At 34.9% G+C, this 16,577-nt stretch carries 11 protein-coding genes; 5 read left to right on the top strand and 6 right to left on the bottom strand.

Annotated elements, in window-relative coordinates:
* Positions 1 to 451: 451 nt before the first annotated feature.
* From ACP6PL_RS24555 to ACP6PL_RS24565, 3 genes are all read right to left on the bottom strand, one after another.
* Complete coding sequence (locus ACP6PL_RS24555; protein WP_426547952.1) at positions 452 to 751, bottom strand: TMEM165/GDT1 family protein; 300 nt, start codon at positions 749 to 751, stop codon at positions 452 to 454.
* A gap of 320 nt (positions 752 to 1,071) precedes the next feature.
* Positions 1,072 to 1,524 (bottom strand): TMEM165/GDT1 family protein, encoded by a 453-nt coding sequence (locus ACP6PL_RS24560; protein WP_426547953.1) that lies wholly within the window; start codon positions 1,522 to 1,524, stop codon positions 1,072 to 1,074.
* Between the two features lie 261 nt (positions 1,525 to 1,785).
* A complete protein-coding gene (locus ACP6PL_RS24565; RefSeq protein WP_426547954.1) occupies positions 1,786 to 2,154 on the bottom strand; it encodes a YkgJ family cysteine cluster protein in 369 nt (122 codons plus the stop codon).
* Between the two features lie 241 nt (positions 2,155 to 2,395).
* Between ACP6PL_RS24565 and psb30 the strand changes: the two genes are divergently transcribed.
* Positions 2,396 to 2,527 carry a photosystem II reaction center protein Ycf12/Psb30 gene (gene psb30, locus ACP6PL_RS24570; protein WP_293139813.1) on the top strand — a complete coding sequence of 44 codons (132 nt, stop codon included), beginning with the start codon at positions 2,396 to 2,398 and terminating at the stop codon, positions 2,525 to 2,527.
* A gap of 177 nt (positions 2,528 to 2,704) precedes the next feature.
* Here the strand turns inward: psb30 and rppA are convergent, their stop codons facing one another.
* Positions 2,705 to 3,388: a two-component system response regulator RppA gene (gene rppA, locus ACP6PL_RS24575; RefSeq protein ID WP_426547955.1), complete on the bottom strand. Its 684-nt coding sequence runs from the start codon at positions 3,386 to 3,388 to the stop codon at positions 2,705 to 2,707.
* Positions 3,389 to 3,586: 198 nt separating this feature from the next.
* On the opposite strand from rppA, the gene ACP6PL_RS24580 reads away from it, so the two are divergent.
* Positions 3,587 to 5,401 carry an ABC transporter ATP-binding protein gene (locus tag ACP6PL_RS24580; RefSeq protein ID WP_426547956.1) on the top strand — a complete coding sequence of 605 codons (1,815 nt, stop codon included), beginning with the start codon at positions 3,587 to 3,589 and terminating at the stop codon, positions 5,399 to 5,401.
* 809 nt (positions 5,402 to 6,210) lie between these two features.
* Entirely contained in the window at positions 6,211 to 8,214 is a 2,004-nt protein-coding gene (locus tag ACP6PL_RS24585) for a bifunctional serine/threonine-protein kinase/formylglycine-generating enzyme family protein (protein WP_426547970.1), read from the top strand.
* A 1,042-nt stretch (positions 8,215 to 9,256) separates the two neighbouring features.
* Here the strand turns inward: ACP6PL_RS24585 and ACP6PL_RS24590 are convergent.
* On the bottom strand, positions 9,257 to 12,211 hold the full coding sequence (locus ACP6PL_RS24590; RefSeq protein WP_426547957.1) for a PAS domain S-box protein: 2,955 nt from the start codon (positions 12,209 to 12,211) through the stop codon (positions 9,257 to 9,259).
* A 497-nt stretch (positions 12,212 to 12,708) separates the two neighbouring features.
* Between ACP6PL_RS24590 and trpD the strand changes: the two genes are divergently transcribed.
* Positions 12,709 to 13,761, top strand: coding sequence for an anthranilate phosphoribosyltransferase (trpD, locus tag ACP6PL_RS24595; RefSeq protein WP_426547958.1), 1,053 nt, complete (start codon positions 12,709 to 12,711; stop codon positions 13,759 to 13,761).
* 452 nt (positions 13,762 to 14,213) lie between these two features.
* Here the strand turns inward: trpD and ACP6PL_RS24600 are convergent, their stop codons facing one another.
* Positions 14,214 to 14,846 (bottom strand): retropepsin-like aspartic protease family protein, encoded by a 633-nt coding sequence (locus ACP6PL_RS24600; RefSeq protein ID WP_426547959.1) that lies wholly within the window; start codon positions 14,844 to 14,846, stop codon positions 14,214 to 14,216.
* Positions 14,847 to 15,231: 385 nt separating this feature from the next.
* On the opposite strand from ACP6PL_RS24600, the gene carA reads away from it, so the two are divergent.
* Positions 15,232 to 16,380 (top strand): glutamine-hydrolyzing carbamoyl-phosphate synthase small subunit, encoded by a 1,149-nt coding sequence (gene carA, locus ACP6PL_RS24605; RefSeq protein ID WP_426547960.1) that lies wholly within the window; start codon positions 15,232 to 15,234, stop codon positions 16,378 to 16,380.
* The last annotated feature ends 197 nt before the right edge of the window (positions 16,381 to 16,577 follow it).

Consider the following 16,577-nt stretch of genomic DNA (forward strand, 5'->3'; position numbering starts at 1 on the left):
TGGTTAAAACCGTTCTTGATTGAAGATAAGGAAATATTATTTCTTTTTTTCCCCTATCCAAGGGGAGGCTTTAAACCAGAATTATTTAATTATTAATTATTAATAATTAATAATTGGGTAAAATCTTTTTATCGTCCTTATTATTTGTAACATTTTTTTTCAAAATGGTATAATATATAGCAATCCTATTTCAGTTCTAATATTGTGGTGATAGTTAGGAGTTAGGAGTCAGGAGTCAGAAGTCATAATTTTAAAGATTTTTCGTTAATATTAACTGTTATAAAAATTTTTATAACCAATTTTAGGATTGCTATACAGCAATTTTCATTTGGGTAAACCACAGTAGGGGCGAATCACGACGCGAATCACGATTCGCCCCTACAAGGTTTTGGTTGTGACATAAAGTCATCAAATATAAAATTTCAAAGATTAGTTAAAGCCAGATTCAACCTTAACTATTTTCAGATTCTTCTGCTTCCTCTTCACCAGACAATAAAAGACGAAGACCCATAAAAGCAAATCCAATTGCAGCAGTAACTTTTACTATATTTGTCGGTAAAATTTCTGCTATTCCTTGCCCTACTAAAACTCCTAAAAAAGTCGTTAATAATAGAGCAGATGCAGTACCTAAAAATACCGCCTGGGGAAATTTTGAAGACCCGCCCAGAGCGATGGCTGCTATCTGACTTTTATCTCCTAATTCAGATAGGAAAACTGCTATAAAACTTAAACCTAAAAGTTGCCAATCCATAGTTATTTAATAAGTAAGAAGGAGGAAGTTAAGAAGGAAGAAGGAAGAAGGAAGAATAAAATTTTTAATCAAATATCTAGGTAATAGTGCATTGTCATGGTTGGAAGTTGTCTGCTAATGTTTGTTGCGAGGCATCGCAGTGGGAGCATCTTGCTCCCATGCCAAGTATTCAAGAAGTAATAAGTAAGAAAAAAAATTTTAATCAAATACAAATCTTTGGTTTGAAATTTAGTAGAAGTTAAAAGAATGATTACTTCATTTATTAAAAAGCTGATAGCTGACTGCTAATAGCTGTTTGCGTAGCATTTCGCAGGAAATTCTTAAGCAAAATTTTCATAAAAAACTTCTATAATTAAAGTCAAAGATATGAGTAATAAAATAATTCCTGCTGACCTTTCTATAGTTTTTGGAGAGAGGTGACTAGCTAACCATTGCCCTAACAATACTCCCAATAAACTTGTAGTTACTAATGCGCTACCTGCACCTGCAAATACTATCCAAGGAGATTGAGATTCGGCAGTCATTAGCAAAGTAGTAAGTTGAGTTTTATCACCAATTTCCGCTAAAAGTATTGTCACAAAAGTTGAAGCAAATACTGCCCATCCTCCTGTTTTTTTTACCTTTGTTTCTTCTTGTTCTGATTGAGAATTAGTGGGAGCTAAAATTTCACCTTTTTCTGAGCTAACTTGCAAAGGTAAGCTCTGAGAAAGTTTTTTTTGTTCTAAATCTATTTGGGTTTTATCGGTATTTTCGCTAATTGGGAAAAATTTCACTGGCAACTATAATAAATTACTAAATATATGTAGACTTTTGAAATCTGAATTTATTGTTTCAGGTAATTAAGTTAAATGTCAACTATTTAATACCTTAATACCAATTTCATTAAGTTAGGCTACACTACAAATTACTGTAGCGTCAAAGTTTTAATTCTATAAAATCTTAACTTTTAAGTTTTGACTGTCTTGAGTGCGTCTTAAATTCTGAGGTTTCCCCAGAATTACGCACTCGATGCATGACTTACCTGAAACAGTAAATTATCTTTGGAAGCCTGAATTAATCCCCACTGCATGATTAAATCGAAGCATTTCTAGACTATGCTCGCCGTACATATCCTCTATATGTTCCTGACAACAGTCAATAGCAAATTCATTTAGTTCTTCTGGTTCAATGCCGTACATTTCTTTAAAGGTATCTGGTTGGACTCGACAAAATCTTGGTCTATCGTGGTAAATACGACATTCTTTGGTCAAATGATCATAATTTATACACCATCCATCTGCCCCGATCAAACTAATGTAATGCTTTACTTCTTCTGGGGATAAGTATTCTTCTAATTCTGGGCGCTCTGTTGGTTCTAAGTAACAACAAGCACCACAATTTTTTACACAACACCAAGTAACCATTCTTTTTTAAGTAAAAATTAAAATTCAAAACTCAAAACTTTTATTATATCTCAAATTCCTTTAATACAGTTTTCATTATCAATTATTCATTATCAATTATTCATTATTCATTGGCCTTTTGATTCTAGCAAACTAAAATATTGAGTTTTGTAAAGTTTGTTAAATTAGATAGGCGATCGCTTGATAGAATAAAAAACGGTTTTTCAGTTCAGTATCTATTTTATTAATATCTAGAGGAAATATGGGGTTTTTAACTGATTTTTTCAGCAATATTAACTTTGAAACTATTGCCCAGTTAACAATGCTGGCCATGGTTGTGATTGCTGGCCCGGTAGTAATTGTGTTACTAGCACTTCGAGGTGGCGATCTTTAATACTTTTCGCTTAGTAGCGTTAGGTGGTTAGGTAGTTCGTTATTTGAGGGTGCGTTAGACGGATAAAATTTAAGCTGTGAAAAGTATTTACGAATCCGTCGTAACGCACTATTTAGGAGATTCTTATTCGTCTCAAATTTAATCCCTGCTCCGAATTTTACTCCTGAATTATAAATTCTATAGTTCTCCAAACCGATAACCTTTGCGATAAACACTATGAATTAATGGTGGCTCCCCAGTTGCCTCTATCTTTCTGCGCAATAGACGTACTTGTGCTGCTAAGACATTACTACTTGGTTGCTCCCCTTCTCCCCACAAATATTCATAAATTTGTTGATGAGTTAAAAGTTGACTGGGATAATTCATAAAATACGCTAATAGCTTACATTCTTTTTCTGATAAGTTAATCATTTTCCCACTACGATAAGCAACTTGATTTTCTATATCTAATTCTAAATCTCCTACCTGTAAATGTTGCAGAGTTTTAGCAGTTTCAATAGTAGGAGGACGACGTAATAAAGCTCGAACTCTCGCTAATAACTCTCGTAACTCAAAAGGTTTAACTAAATAATCATCGGCACCAGCATCTAATCCCGTAACACGCTCATCTACTGTATCTTTAGCAGTGAGAAATAAAACTGGGGTATAGTCATGACGCGATCGCAAATTTTGACAAATCTCCAATCCTGTTTTTTGGGGTAACATCCAATCTAAAATCAGCAAATCATAGTTACCTTGAATTGCCATCTGACAACCCATTTCTCCATTATCAGCAATATCAACATTATACCCTTCTCTGTTCAAAGCACGACTCAAAGGAGAAGTTAATTCTGGTTCATCATCCACTAAAAGAATCTGCATTTGATAAATTTAATGATTGTGAATAGATATTTACTATAAAGCAGTTTTCATTTAGGTAGACTACAGTAAGTAGGTTTCATCGAATGTCCCTACTATACCGACGCATCTAAATTATCTTCCTTGTGCAAAATTGGCTGATTATTCTACCTTAAAAAAACATCATATACTGATACTTATCATTTTAACTTAAAAAGAGTTATGAGTAGCATCTCACCAAAAAATACTAATAATCGTGAAACAGACTGGCAATTAATTCAACGGTTGCTAAACTACGGCCTCCGTCACAAAATTTTAGTAGCTACCTCACTAATATTATTATTACCACTGTCAATTTCAGGAGCAATTCAACCATTATTAATCGGACAAGCAATTTCTCGAATTTTAGGAGAAAAAACTTGGTTATTTCTCCAACAAATGTCATTATCTCAAGGATTGAATATTTTAGCAGTTGTATTAATGCTGACTATTATTATCAGACTCATATTTCAATCTCTACAAGGCTTTTTAGTACAAAAACTCGGACAACAAATTACTGCTGATATTAGAAATGATTTATTCAAGCACGTTCTTTCTTTAGGAGTCAGATTTTTTGACAGTACCCCTGTAGGAAAATTAATTACTCGTCTTACCAGCGATGTTGAAGCTTTAGGAGATGTATTTTCTACAGGTGCTATTGGGATAGTTAGCGATTTATTCTCGATTTTAATCATTGCTATTGCTATGTTTAGTTTGCAATGGCAACTAGCTTTAATGCTAATATTAATGATTTTGCCAGTAACAGCAGTTATTATCTATTTCCAACAACAATATCGGCAAGCTAATTACAAAGCTAGAGATGAACTTTCCGGTTTAAATTCTCAACTACAAGAAAATTTAATTGGCATTGGAGTAGTGCAATTATTTCGGCGAGAAAAATTTAACTCTGAGTTATATAGAGTTAATAATCAAAACTATGTCAAAGAACTAGATAAAACAATTTTTTATGACTCGGCTATTTCTGGTATTTTAGAATGGATTTCTTTAATCGCGATCGCTGCGGTTTTATTCCTAGGAGGGCGATTTGTTTTAGGAGGAAATATAGACTTTGGTACTCTATCTTCCTTCATTTTATATGCTCAACGTTTATTCGATCCCTTACGACAATTTGCCGAAAAATTTACAGCTATTCAAGCTGGATTAACTGCTGTTGAACGTATTTCTAATCTCCTCAATGAAGAAGTTGAAATTCTCGATCCAGAAGGAGAAATTAAAAAGTTACCAACTATTGAAGTTAATAATTCCCAAATAGGTGAAATTAGATTTGAAAATGTCTGGTTTGGCTATAAACCAAATCAATATGTTTTGAAAAATCTCAACTTTACTATTAAACCAGGAGAAAAGATTGCTTTAGTCGGACCGACTGGTGCTGGAAAAAGTTCTATCATTCGCTTACTTTGTCGTTTATATGATGTGAATAAAGGTAGAATTTTAGTGGATGGAATTAATATTAAAGACTTACCTCAAGCCGAATTAAGAAAACATATTGGTGTGATTCTCCAAGATGGATTTTTATTTGCTGGAGATGTAAAAAGTAATATTAGTTTAGGAGAAAAATATTCATTTAAGGAAATTCAAGCTTCAGCAAAAAGCACAAATATAGATAAATTTATTTCAGAATTACCCCAAGGATATAATACTCAATTACGAGAACGAGGTGCTAATCTTTCTGGAGGTCAAAAACAGTTATTAGCATTTGCCCGCGCTGCTATTCGTAATCCTAGAATTTTGGTACTTGACGAAGCAACTGCTAATTTAGATGTCGGAACAGAAGCTTTAATTCAATCAGCATTAGAACGACTTTTAGCAGAACGAACAGCTATTATTATTGCTCATCGACTTTCGACTATTAGAAATGTTAACCGGATATTTGTCTTGAAAAGAGGAGAGTTAATTGAGTCAGGTACTCATCAGGAATTATTACAAAAAGATGGTCTTTATGCTGGTTTATATAAATTGCAAATGTTAGGAACTTGATGAATATAGCAATCCTATTTCAATTGTAATATTTTTGTGGTAGTTAGGAGTCAGGAGTCAGGAGTCAGGAGTCAGAATTTTCAAAGTTTTTCCTCAACCTTAACTATTACAAATCACTTAGGATTACTATCTTTAAACATTCAACAGTCAGCTTATTGCCCTTGTCAGAGAAATTAGTATTAAGATATTTCTGATCAAAGAAGCGATCGCCTAAATTATTGGGTTGAGTAAAAATTCTTTTGTTTGTAGTTTTGCTCTAGCCCCTAAGAATATTGATTTTATTGCTCAAAGCTCAATTCAATAACGTGCCGAAACTACTCTAACTATTGAACAATAGATGAATAGAACATCAATTTTGATATTGGAAAAGGCTCAAACTTTTGCCTGTAAAGGCTTTGAGCTTTAATTTTCCAGCCCTAACTATTGGACAATAGATGAATAGAACATCAATAATTGCCAAAGAGAGCGATATAGCTGCAGAATTGATTTTCTATCGCTAATTATGCAACAGAGCCTTCAATAATTAATAATCAATAATTACCTCTTGTTAAAACCGACAGATAGTAAAGGAATACGGAAATCTTTCATTATTAATTATCCATTATTAATTATTCATTAATTTCAAACCCGCCCCTACTATTGCAAGATTTTAGCTGTGTCTGTCTAGTAGATTTCTTGACAAACAAAAACTTGACATGATATTCTAATCATAATGGAGAAGGTGCGCTCATATATACTCAAATTAGATTTTGCCAAAAACACCATATTTTCCCAGGTAAAGGAAAGTCTAATAACTGATAACTGAAATGATACAGTCTGGAAAAATCCTGAGACAACGCTACAAAATTATTCAGTCCCTCGGAAGTGGAGGTTTCGGAGATACCTACTTAGCTGAAGACTTAGACTTACCAGTTCAACCCAAACCCAAATGTGTAGTTAAACATCTGTCACCTAAGATTCCAGATCCAGGAGTTTTGACTATTGCTCAAAAGTTATTTGAGAGAGAAGCAGCAACCTTATATAAATTAGGCAAAGACTCAGACCAAATACCAAAATTATTTGCTCACTTTCAGGAAGGAAGAGAATTTTACCTAGTACAAGAATATATAGAAGGGCAAGATATTAGTCAGGAACTTACCCCAGGGAAAAAATTAAGCGAGTCTTATACCATCGCCTTACTCAAAGGAATATTATCAGCATTAGCAGTAGCTCATCAAAATAATATAATTCACCGAGACATCAAACCGCAAAACTTGATGCGTCGGAAGTCCGATAAAAAAATAGTATTGATAGACTTTGGGGCGGTAAAAGAAATAAGTGTATTGACTACTTACCAAAAAGGAACGACTACTTTTACTGTAGCAGTCGGAACACCAGGATATATGCCAAGCGAACAAAGTAACGGTCAACCAAAACTGAGTAGCGATATCTATGCAGTAGGAATGGTAGGAATAAAAGCACTGACAGGAAAAGATCCCTACAACTTACAAAAAGATTCTAAGACAGGAAATGTTATCTGGCGAAATGAAGCACAAGTAAGTAACCGTCTGGCAAATATATTAGATAGGATGGTACATGAATATTTTCCACTGCGTTATGAAAATGCTACGGCAGTCTTAGAAGAATTAGGTTTGACAACTTCACCACCCACACCACAACCAAAACCAGCACCAAAAGTTAGTCAAACAAAAACAGTAGTAGTAAACCCTCCACCCCCACCTAATAAAAGCAGAAGACAAATATTGATATTAGGAGGTTTGGCAGGAAGTGGGTTTATCGCAGCAATATTAAGTAGAGGTTTTGGGAATAAACCATCTCCAGAAAATATTTCTACTTCCCGACCAAATATTCCTACTTCCCAACCAATACCAGAAACACCTCGAGAAAATATTTCTGCTTCCCAACCAATACCAGAAACACCTCGAGAAAATATTTCTACTCCCGAAGTAACTCCAGCACCTCCCCCTCCACCACGACCAAAATTTCCCATTCAGAAATTTACTACCGTCACAGTTAATAGCAGAGGAGAAATAATAAGTCGCCGTCAACATCAAGCAGAAGTAATGACGGAAAATCTTGGCAATGGAGTCTTCCTAGAAATGGTAAAAATTCCTGCAGGTAGATTTCTGATGGGGTCTCCAGAGACAGAAGCAGAAAGACAGGATAATGAAAGTCCGCAACATTATGTAGATGTGCCAGAATTTTTCATGGGAAAGTATCCAGTCACTCAAGCACAATGGCAAGCAGTTATGGGAAATAATCCTTCTAGGTTTAAAGGTGCAAACCGTCCTGTAGAAAGAGTAAATTGGAACGACGCGACAGAGTTTTGTCAGAAACTCTCAGATATAACAGGTAAAAAATATAGTTTACCGAGCGAGAGTCAGTGGGAATATGCTTGTCGAGCTAGAACTTCAACACCTTTTTATTTTGGTGAAACTATAACGTCTGAGTTAGTTAACTATAATGGCAATTATCCTTATGCTGATGCACCGAAAGGAAAATATCGTGAACAAACAACAGATGTGGGAATTTTTCCACCCAATAGTTTTGGTTTGTACGATATGCACGGCAATGTCTGGGAATGGTGTCAGGATGTTTGGCATGATAATTATGAAGGTGCCCCTACAGATGGAAGTGCTTGGGAAACTGGAGGAAATACTAAGTTTAGACTGCTCCGTGGCGGTAGCTGGCTCTTCAATTCTTGGAATTGCCGTTGCGCCGGGCGTAACTACTACGATGCGGGCAGCCTCGACAATCTTGTGGGTTTTCGTGTCGTCTCGTCTGGTGTGGTCGTTTCTGGTTTTGGTTCCTAGCACTCTTCCCCTTTATTCTTTTCCTCTTTTCCCCTTTATTCTTTTTTTGTTTTTCCTTTTTCTAGTTCCGCTAAAGCGGATCGAAATTTTTTTTTACAGAGTGGCAAGACAGGGCAAGACACAGATTTTGCCACGGATACACCGATGAAGAGTCTAGTCCTAAATATTTTTACTGATAACTGATAACTGAAATTGACCTAACCCCCCAACCCCCTTCCCTGCAAGGGAAGGGGGAGTAAGAATTTCTCCCCTCTCCTCGTAGGAGAGGGGTTGGGGGAGAGGTTTCATTCTCTAAAGCTCCAAAAAAAACGGCGCTGAAAAGATTTACCCCTTGCATCAGCAAAAATCTTATGGTATAGTTCAATCATTACGATTTCTTCGGCCATACGCATGACTTTTTATTCAACCCAAATCCAACATATATTTTGGTATTTAGAAAGCAGGTTTAATGCAGTTGTAAGTTTAAGGTTTTTGAAGTAGATCATTCCAGTTATCAGTTATCAGTGAACCTCCGACTTCAGTCGGAAGCTTGAAATACTGAATTAAATATTTTTTTCATCCCCTTAAAAGGGGAGGCTTTAGACCTCATTTTTTGGTAAATTCAGATATAATTTAGGAAAAAAATTACTATAAAGTTAGAAGTTTTAAGGCTATAAAATAACTTGAGGAAAGAACAAAAAAGTTTGCGGTTAGAAAGAAAATCTAATGTAAGTATAACCTGAGCAAATCAATTATTAAGGTCAAGAACTTATATATAACTTCATAAATACTTCTGACTTCTGACTTCAAACTTCTGACTTCATAATATTGGCTAGAAGTTATAATAGAAGCTGAAATAGTATCATTAGAAAAGGTCAAATGCCTAATGCAAGAAACCGAATAAATTATTAGAATATTAGTTGCTACGATTAAAAAGCTCAAGCAATAAACTTCAGACTTCAGCATAACTTCATAAATATTTCTGAGTTCTAACTGCATCAAAACTTCAAACTTTAGTATAACTTCATAAAAACTTCTGACTTCTGACTTCAAACTTCTGACTTCATAAAGGTTGCTCAATCGGAATTTCAATTATAAACTCTGCACCCTTCCCAGGAGCAGAAATACATTCCAACCTTCCACCATGTTTTTCCACAATAATTTTATAACTAATAGATAAACCCAAACCAGTACCTTTATCAACTGCTTTAGTCGTAAAAAATTTCTCAAATAAACGCTCCTTAACCTCCTCATTCATCCCCAAACCATTATCTATAATTCTAATTTGAACTTGTTTTGATATAGCTGTAGTTCTAATCCAAATAGTCGGAACCTTTCCATCCCAATTCTCCCTAACTATTGACTCTTCCAAAGCATCAATTCCATTGCCAATTAAATTCATAAATACCTGATTAATCATACCCACATAACATTCTACTAAAGGCAATTCTCCATACTCCTTATAAACCTTAATTTCTGGTTTTTTTCCACGGCCTTTGAGACGATTTTTTAGAATTACCAAAGTACCATCAATCCCATCGTGAATATTCATCAGAGTTTTCTGAGCATCATCTTTGCGAGAAAAACTACGCAGAGAACGGACAATTTCACGAATTCTTTCTGCACCTATTTGCATTGCTGATATTACCTTAGGCAAATCCTCCATCATAAAATCTAAATCTATATCCTCTATTTGTTCTTCTATCTGTTCTGGTAAACTTGGAGAATATTCTTGATAAATATTTAGCAAATTCATCATATCTCGAACATAATGATTCAAATGCAGAATATTTCCATAAACAGAAGTTACAGGATTATTAATTTCGTGAGCAATACCTGCTACTAACTGACCTAAACTAGACATTTTTTCAGTATTAGTGAGAGTAGTCTCTACTTGGTTAAGTTCTTGCAAAGCAGTTTCTAATTGTTGCTTTTGTTGCCTCAACTCAGCCTGAGATTGTTTCAGTGAAGCTTCAGCATTTTTAGTATCAGTAATATCTGTAATAAAACCTTCTAAAGCAATTAATTTTCCTGACTCAGAAAACACTCCTATTCCCTGTTCCCAAACCCATTTAATTTTTCCAGTCTTAGTAGTAATTCGATAGACTACCTGATAATGTCTATTTTCCTGAACAGCAAACTCTATAGCATTCCATAAACGTTGTCGATCTTCTGGATGAATTAATTGTGATAAAAATACTTGATTTGAACCTATAAAATCTTTTGCTTGATAACCAGTTAATGAATAGCAACCTTCACTTACAAATTCCGCACTTCGATTTATATCGTTGCGAAAACGATAAGCCATACCAGGTAAATTACTCATTAAAGTTGCTAATTTTCTTTGACTTTCCCATAAAGCTTTTTCTGAATTTTTACTATCAGTAATATCTTTAATAACTGCCAAACAACAAATTTCATTACCAATATTAATAATCTCTACAGATAACAAGCAAATTCTAGTCTCGCCAGATTTTACTCTAAATTCATATTCCTGATTTTGCAAAACTACTTGCTTTCGCAAATTTTGTCTAAAATCAATTATTTCTTCTATATTTACCCATATACCTAATTCTTCTAGCGTGTAACCAATCAATTCTTCACGGCAATAACCCATTATCTTCAAAAAACTGTCATTTACTTCTATCAATCTATCATCTTCAAAAGTAGTAATAATCATCGGGTCTGGACTAGAACTAAATGCTTTTGAGAACTTTTCCTCCGACAAGCGTAATCTTGCTTCTGTCTGATGACGTTCTGCAATTTCTCTCTCTAATTTATCAATAGTTTCCTGCAATTTAATTGCTCGTTTCTCGACCTTATTTCCTAACTCTTCATTTGCGAGTTTTAATGCCTCTTCTTTTAAGACTTTACTAGTAATATTAGAAACTACCACTTCCCATCCACTTCTACCATCAAATTTTACTGGAATTATTATCACTTCTGCTATAAATTCAGAACCAGATAAACGTTTATAGCGCCAGTTAAAATGACTTATACTTGACTGCAGTGCTGTTTGTAAATATTTTTGCAATAGAAGAATTGAATCTTCCCCTTGACACTGTTTTATAGGGCTAAATTCCCACAGTTTTTTACCACAAAATTCTGATTTTTTACTACATCCGAATAATTCTAAGGCAGCCTGATTACAATCAAAAATACCTTGTTTATCTATTAGTATTATCCCATCTTTAGTATATTCATCTAAATCATCAAATCTTTGATTATAAGCTTGTACCTGGGGAGTTTCTCTTTTTGCAATAGCTACAGTCTTTTGAGTATCGCTGATATCTCTTGTAATTTGAGAAAAACCTTTTAATTGTTTGTTCTTATCATACATAACTGTAGTAATTACATTAGCCAAGAATAATCTTTTATCTTGCCTCAAACAGATTTTTTCTCTTACACATTTACCCTCATTTATAGCTATTTGTAATTCCTGATATGGTAGGTTATTATCAATATCTTTTTGAGTATAAAAAACAGAGAAATGTTTGCCAATAATTTCTTCTGCTTGATGTTGATAAATTTTTTCAGCTTCAGAGTTCCAACTTACTACATATCCATCTGAATCTAATATATATAAAGCGTAATCTTGAAGACTTTCAATCAATAATTTTTGTCTTTCCTCTCTTTCTCGCAAAGCTGCTTCTACTTGTTTACGAGGTGTAATATCTTCAACGATTCCTTCATAATATAAAAAATCTCCCTGTTCATCATAGACTACCCAGGCATTTTCAGAAATCCAAATTATTGTGCCATCTCTGCGATAAATCTGAGATTCAAATTGGGAAACTTCTCCTTTTTCTCGTAAAGTATCAACAAATTGATCATATCGGTGAGGATATATATAAAGTTGATGTTTAATATCTGGCAATGCAGCAATTATTTCTGTAGAATATTCATAACCATAGATGTGGGCTAGGGTATCATTAGCGCTAATATAACATCCTTCAAGTTTTGTTTGGTAAATTCCTACCACTGCATTCCCCAAGAGACTGTGATGTTTAGCTCCCATTTGCTCTAATGCCTCCTCCCTTGTCTAACTGTTAAGAATTTTACTTTCTCTTTACACAATGTATTTGACTACCCCCAGACAGTTGTATTTATCAAATAAGTTGATTCTTGAATTATGATACCCTTTTCATAATTATATATTTTGGCATATATTTTATCTTGGAACTCAGAATTTTAATAGTTTCCTAGCAATAAAACTACTCCTGAGAACATTGTATGTATTATCGGCTATTTTGACTTTTAACGTTTGATTATATTTTAGATTCAATCATAAATTAATTGTAAATTATACTATTGAATGTCAAGAAAAATTTGTAACTAATATTAGGACTTGACTTACCCCAAACAAAGTATTTATCTCATAACGAAGAATATGGTTGGGAGAGTAGTTCGTTAGGAAAGTAATCTCAATACTAAATTTTTGCCTTTCTTGTGCCTAAGTCCTGTAATATTTAATTGCACCCATAAATACTTCTATAACCAGCAAGCTACACTAATATGAATGAATGGCCTAGTTTATTACAGCAGTTACTTGATGCCCAATCTTTATCTTCCTCTCAAGCCTCAAATTTAATGCAAGGATGGCTACAAGAGGAAATTCCGCCTGTTCTATCAGGAGCAATTTTAGCTGCCTTACAAGCTAAAGGTGTATCTGCTGAGGAATTAGCTGGTATGGCAAAAGTATTACAATCTTTATCTCTGACAAAGGAATATAGTGATAATAATATTCCTATCACCAACTTCCAATACCCAATCATTGATACCTGCGGTACTGGTGGAGATGGAGCTTCCACATTCAATATTTCCACTGCTGTTGCTTTTGTTGTTGCTGCTGCGGGAGTGCCAGTAGCTAAACATGGCAACCGTTCTGCTTCTGGTAAAGTGGGTTCTGCTGATGTCTTAGAAGCATTAGGAATACGTTTGAGTGCCCCCACTGAACAAGTAATATCTGCTTTATCTGAGGTAGGAGTTACTTTTCTATTTGCACCAGGTTGGCATCCAGCAATGAAATCTGTAGTTCCTCTACGTCGTACTTTAAAGGTACGAACTGTGTTTAATCTTTTAGGTCCTTTAGTTAACCCTTTACGCCCTCAAAGTCAAGTTATAGGAGTTTATAATTCTACTTTAGTAGAAACTGTTGCTCAAGCTTTAGGAATATTAGGAGTAAAATCTGCGATCGCTTTGCACGGTAGAGAAAAACTTGATGAAGCTGGTTTAGGCGATATTACAGATATAGCTATTTTATCTCATGGTGAGGTAAAAATGACAACAGTTAACCCCCAAGATTTAGACTTAGATTCTGCCCCAATAACTGCTTTACAAGGTGGAGAGGTAGAGAAAAATGCTGAAATTCTCAAGAATGTTCTTCAGGGTAAAGGAACCTCTGCACAAACAGATGTAGTCGCTTTGAATAGTTCTCTAGCACTACAAGTAGCAAGTGTTGTGCCACTAGAAGCTCATGCAGAAGGTATTGCCAAAGCTAAAGACATTCTCCAAAGTGGAGCAGCTTGGTTGAAGTTAGAGCAATTAGTTAAATTCTTAAATCAATAATTTTTACGTTGATCACTAAAAGTGAGCTAGTCTAATCAAGATGTTGGGTTTTCTTCATCAACCTAACTTATAGTACCCTTATGTGGAATTCGTCCATTCATGCATTGAATGGGTAATTATGAGGTCTCCATTTGTTGCGGAAACGCTCTGCAAACATAATGTAAAACCCACTCAAAACAGTTAAAAATCAAACAGTATTTATTGGTAATGCTTTTGGAATTTTGTCAGCAGTCAGTTATTTCCGCCATCCTGCACTAGGTAATTTAAGGTTTTTAGCTATAGAACTTTATTATTTATAATATCATGTCTGCTGCTATCGTTTGTGTAAACCTAAGGGTTAATATCTATAGAAAATTTAAGTTTTTTCGTGCTTTTAACCCTTCTCTCCTAGATAACTAAAACTTTCTTTCTTACCCTTACAATAAGTAACGATGTTACCAGACATGATATAATTAACTACTAGAACGTATCCGCAACTCTACTACATCTGCCTTAATTGTCATATCATACTCACCAAAAAAATTTTGCCCCAGTAGTCCTAATTCTTTATTTTCTGGAGCGATCGCAACGTTAAACTGGTTAATTGTTAGACCACCCGCAGAAACAGAAGTAACTACGGCAACTCCTAGTTCTACATCTTTGCCATCAGCTAAAGTAAAATTCCTTGTGTCAAAGGGTATAACTTTGAGAGCTTTTGCCATTTCTTGAGTAATTAAAGTAGAACTAGCACCAGTATCTAATACCATTTCATAGGTTTGATTACCATTAAAAGTCACATCAATTACAGGACTACCACCGCGACGACTTTTAATTGGTATTTGATATATCCCTGCTGCTGTACTCGAAGTTGATACTTGTTCTGGTAATTCTTCTGGAAACAGGCGACAAACTGATATTGTTAAGTCCTTCCTATTTCCTGCTTCATCAAGCATAAAGCATCCTGGATATTCTTGGGCGATCGCTGCGGTACAAATTAATGTAGTCACTAATATTGACGGTATTTGCCAAAAGATGGTTTTCACCTCTTGTTTGTGCTTAACCTGATTTCTGTCAGTAGAATTATATAGTGAAGAATTTTCCATCATAATTACTTTTTAAGAATTTCAATTATTTGTTTATTGTTAAGTTTTAAACTTAAAGCTAATTTTATCTTATTTAATTGATGAATGTAATCTGTACTTGTGACTACTACATTTTTCGTAAACCTAATATATTCTCAATAACCTAAGTAAATATTCTGACCTAATCTTTAAAGAAGCAGTCAGCACTCAGCAGAATCATTTTTGTACCTTTAGAATGGAATTTCAATCCCTTCTAAACCTTCCGGCGCAATAGTTGCAGGAGATTTTAACCCAAGCTAAAAAAACTGTTTGCGGGGCATTCCGGTACGGAAATAGTAAAAGCTGAAAGCTGAAAGCTGAAAGCTGATAGCTAGTTAAATTAAATACTAATTAATTGAGAGGAATTAAAATGTCAATCTCACCTCAACCAGCTCTGTTGGTACTAGCAGATGGAACTTCTTACAGTGGCTTATCTTTTGGCGCTCCAGGAACTACCATCGGAGAAGTGGTATTTAACACAGGAATGACTGGTTATCAAGAAGTTCTCACGGACCCAAGTTATCGTGGGCAAATTGTTACTTTTACTTACCCAGAATTAGGAAATACAGGAGTAAATTCTGAAGACGAAGAGTCCAATAAACCACAAATTAAAGGTGCGATCGCTCGTAATATTTGTCCACGTCCTAGTAACTGGCGCTCTACTCAATCTTTATCAGAATATCTTATAGAACATAAAATACCAGGAATTTATGGTATAGATACCCGTGCTTTGACTCGAAAAATTAGGACTGTGGGGGCAATGAATGGGGCAATTTCTACAGAAATTCTCGATCCAAGTGAATTATTACAAAAAGTTCAGTCTGCTCCTAGCATGGCTGGATTAAATTTAGTTCGGGAAGTAACAACAAAAGAAGTTTATCAATGGTCTGAAGCAACTAATCTAGATTGGGAGTTTAACCCTTCTGTTTCTGGTGATAGTGGAGAACAATTTACGGTTGTGGCCATTGACTTTGGGGTGAAAAGAAATATTTTGCGACGTTTAGCCAGTTATGGTTGTCGAGTTGTGGTTGTTCCTGCTAGTACACCACCAGCAGAAATTCTTAATTATAACCCTGATGGTATCTTTCTTTCTAATGGTCCAGGAGACCCATCTGCTGTGACAGAAGGTATTGAAACTACTAAGGAGTTGCTAAAATCATCTAAGCCTGTATTTGGCATTTGTATGGGACATCAAGTTCTCGGTCTAGCCTTGGGAGCAGATACTTTTAAACTAAAATTTGGTCATCGCGGTCTTAATCAACCTGCGGGTTTGCAGCAACAAGTGGAGATTACGAGTCAAAATCATGGATTTGCGATTGATGCAGATTCTTTAATACCTGAGGTGGAAATTACCCATCTCAACTTGAATGACCGAACTGTTGCTGGTTTACGACATAAATCTTTACCTTTGTTCTCCGTGCAGTACCATCCTGAAGCAAGTCCCGGCCCTCATGATGCGGATTACTTGTTTGAACGTTTTGTTCAAACAATGCGAGATGCTCGCAAAGCTAAAGCCTAGAATTGATATGCTTATTACGTTTAACTGCCCGCCAATTCAAACCGGGTTGTATGCGTCAATCTTGACTATGATCAAAATTGTCATCATCTCAATTCAGGCATTTGTCTGTTTAAATAAGTCATCTTGTGGTAGACAAACTTTACTTCAGGGAGTAGAATATTTATTTTAATTATGCAAAATCAAGCTAGGAGGGTGTT

It is taken from the genome of Dapis purpurea BLCC-M126 (genome assembly GCF_050015975.1).
GTDB lineage: Bacteria > Cyanobacteriota > Cyanobacteriia > Cyanobacteriales > Microcoleaceae > Trichodesmium.

What these genes read in the sequence shown, in the direction of transcription:
- ACP6PL_RS24555 (WP_426547952.1), bottom strand. Translation starts at nt 751, where the DNA reads ATGGATTGGCAACTTTTAGGTTTAAGTTTTATAGCAGTTTTCCTATCT.
- ACP6PL_RS24565 (WP_426547954.1), bottom strand. Translation starts at nt 2,154, where the DNA reads ATGGTTACTTGGTGTTGTGTAAAAAATTGTGGTGCTTGTTGTTACTTA.
- psb30 (WP_293139813.1), top strand. Translation starts at nt 2,396, where the DNA reads ATGGGGTTTTTAACTGATTTTTTCAGCAATATTAACTTTGAAACTATT.
- rppA (WP_426547955.1), bottom strand. Translation starts at nt 3,388, where the DNA reads ATGCAGATTCTTTTAGTGGATGATGAACCAGAATTAACTTCTCCTTTG.
- ACP6PL_RS24580 (WP_426547956.1), top strand. Translation starts at nt 3,587, where the DNA reads ATGAGTAGCATCTCACCAAAAAATACTAATAATCGTGAAACAGACTGG.
- ACP6PL_RS24590 (WP_426547957.1), bottom strand. Translation starts at nt 12,211, where the DNA reads ATGGGAGCTAAACATCACAGTCTCTTGGGGAATGCAGTGGTAGGAATT.
- trpD (WP_426547958.1), top strand. Translation starts at nt 12,709, where the DNA reads ATGAATGAATGGCCTAGTTTATTACAGCAGTTACTTGATGCCCAATCT.
- ACP6PL_RS24600 (WP_426547959.1), bottom strand. Translation starts at nt 14,846, where the DNA reads ATGATGGAAAATTCTTCACTATATAATTCTACTGACAGAAATCAGGTT.
- carA (WP_426547960.1), top strand. Translation starts at nt 15,232, where the DNA reads ATGTCAATCTCACCTCAACCAGCTCTGTTGGTACTAGCAGATGGAACT.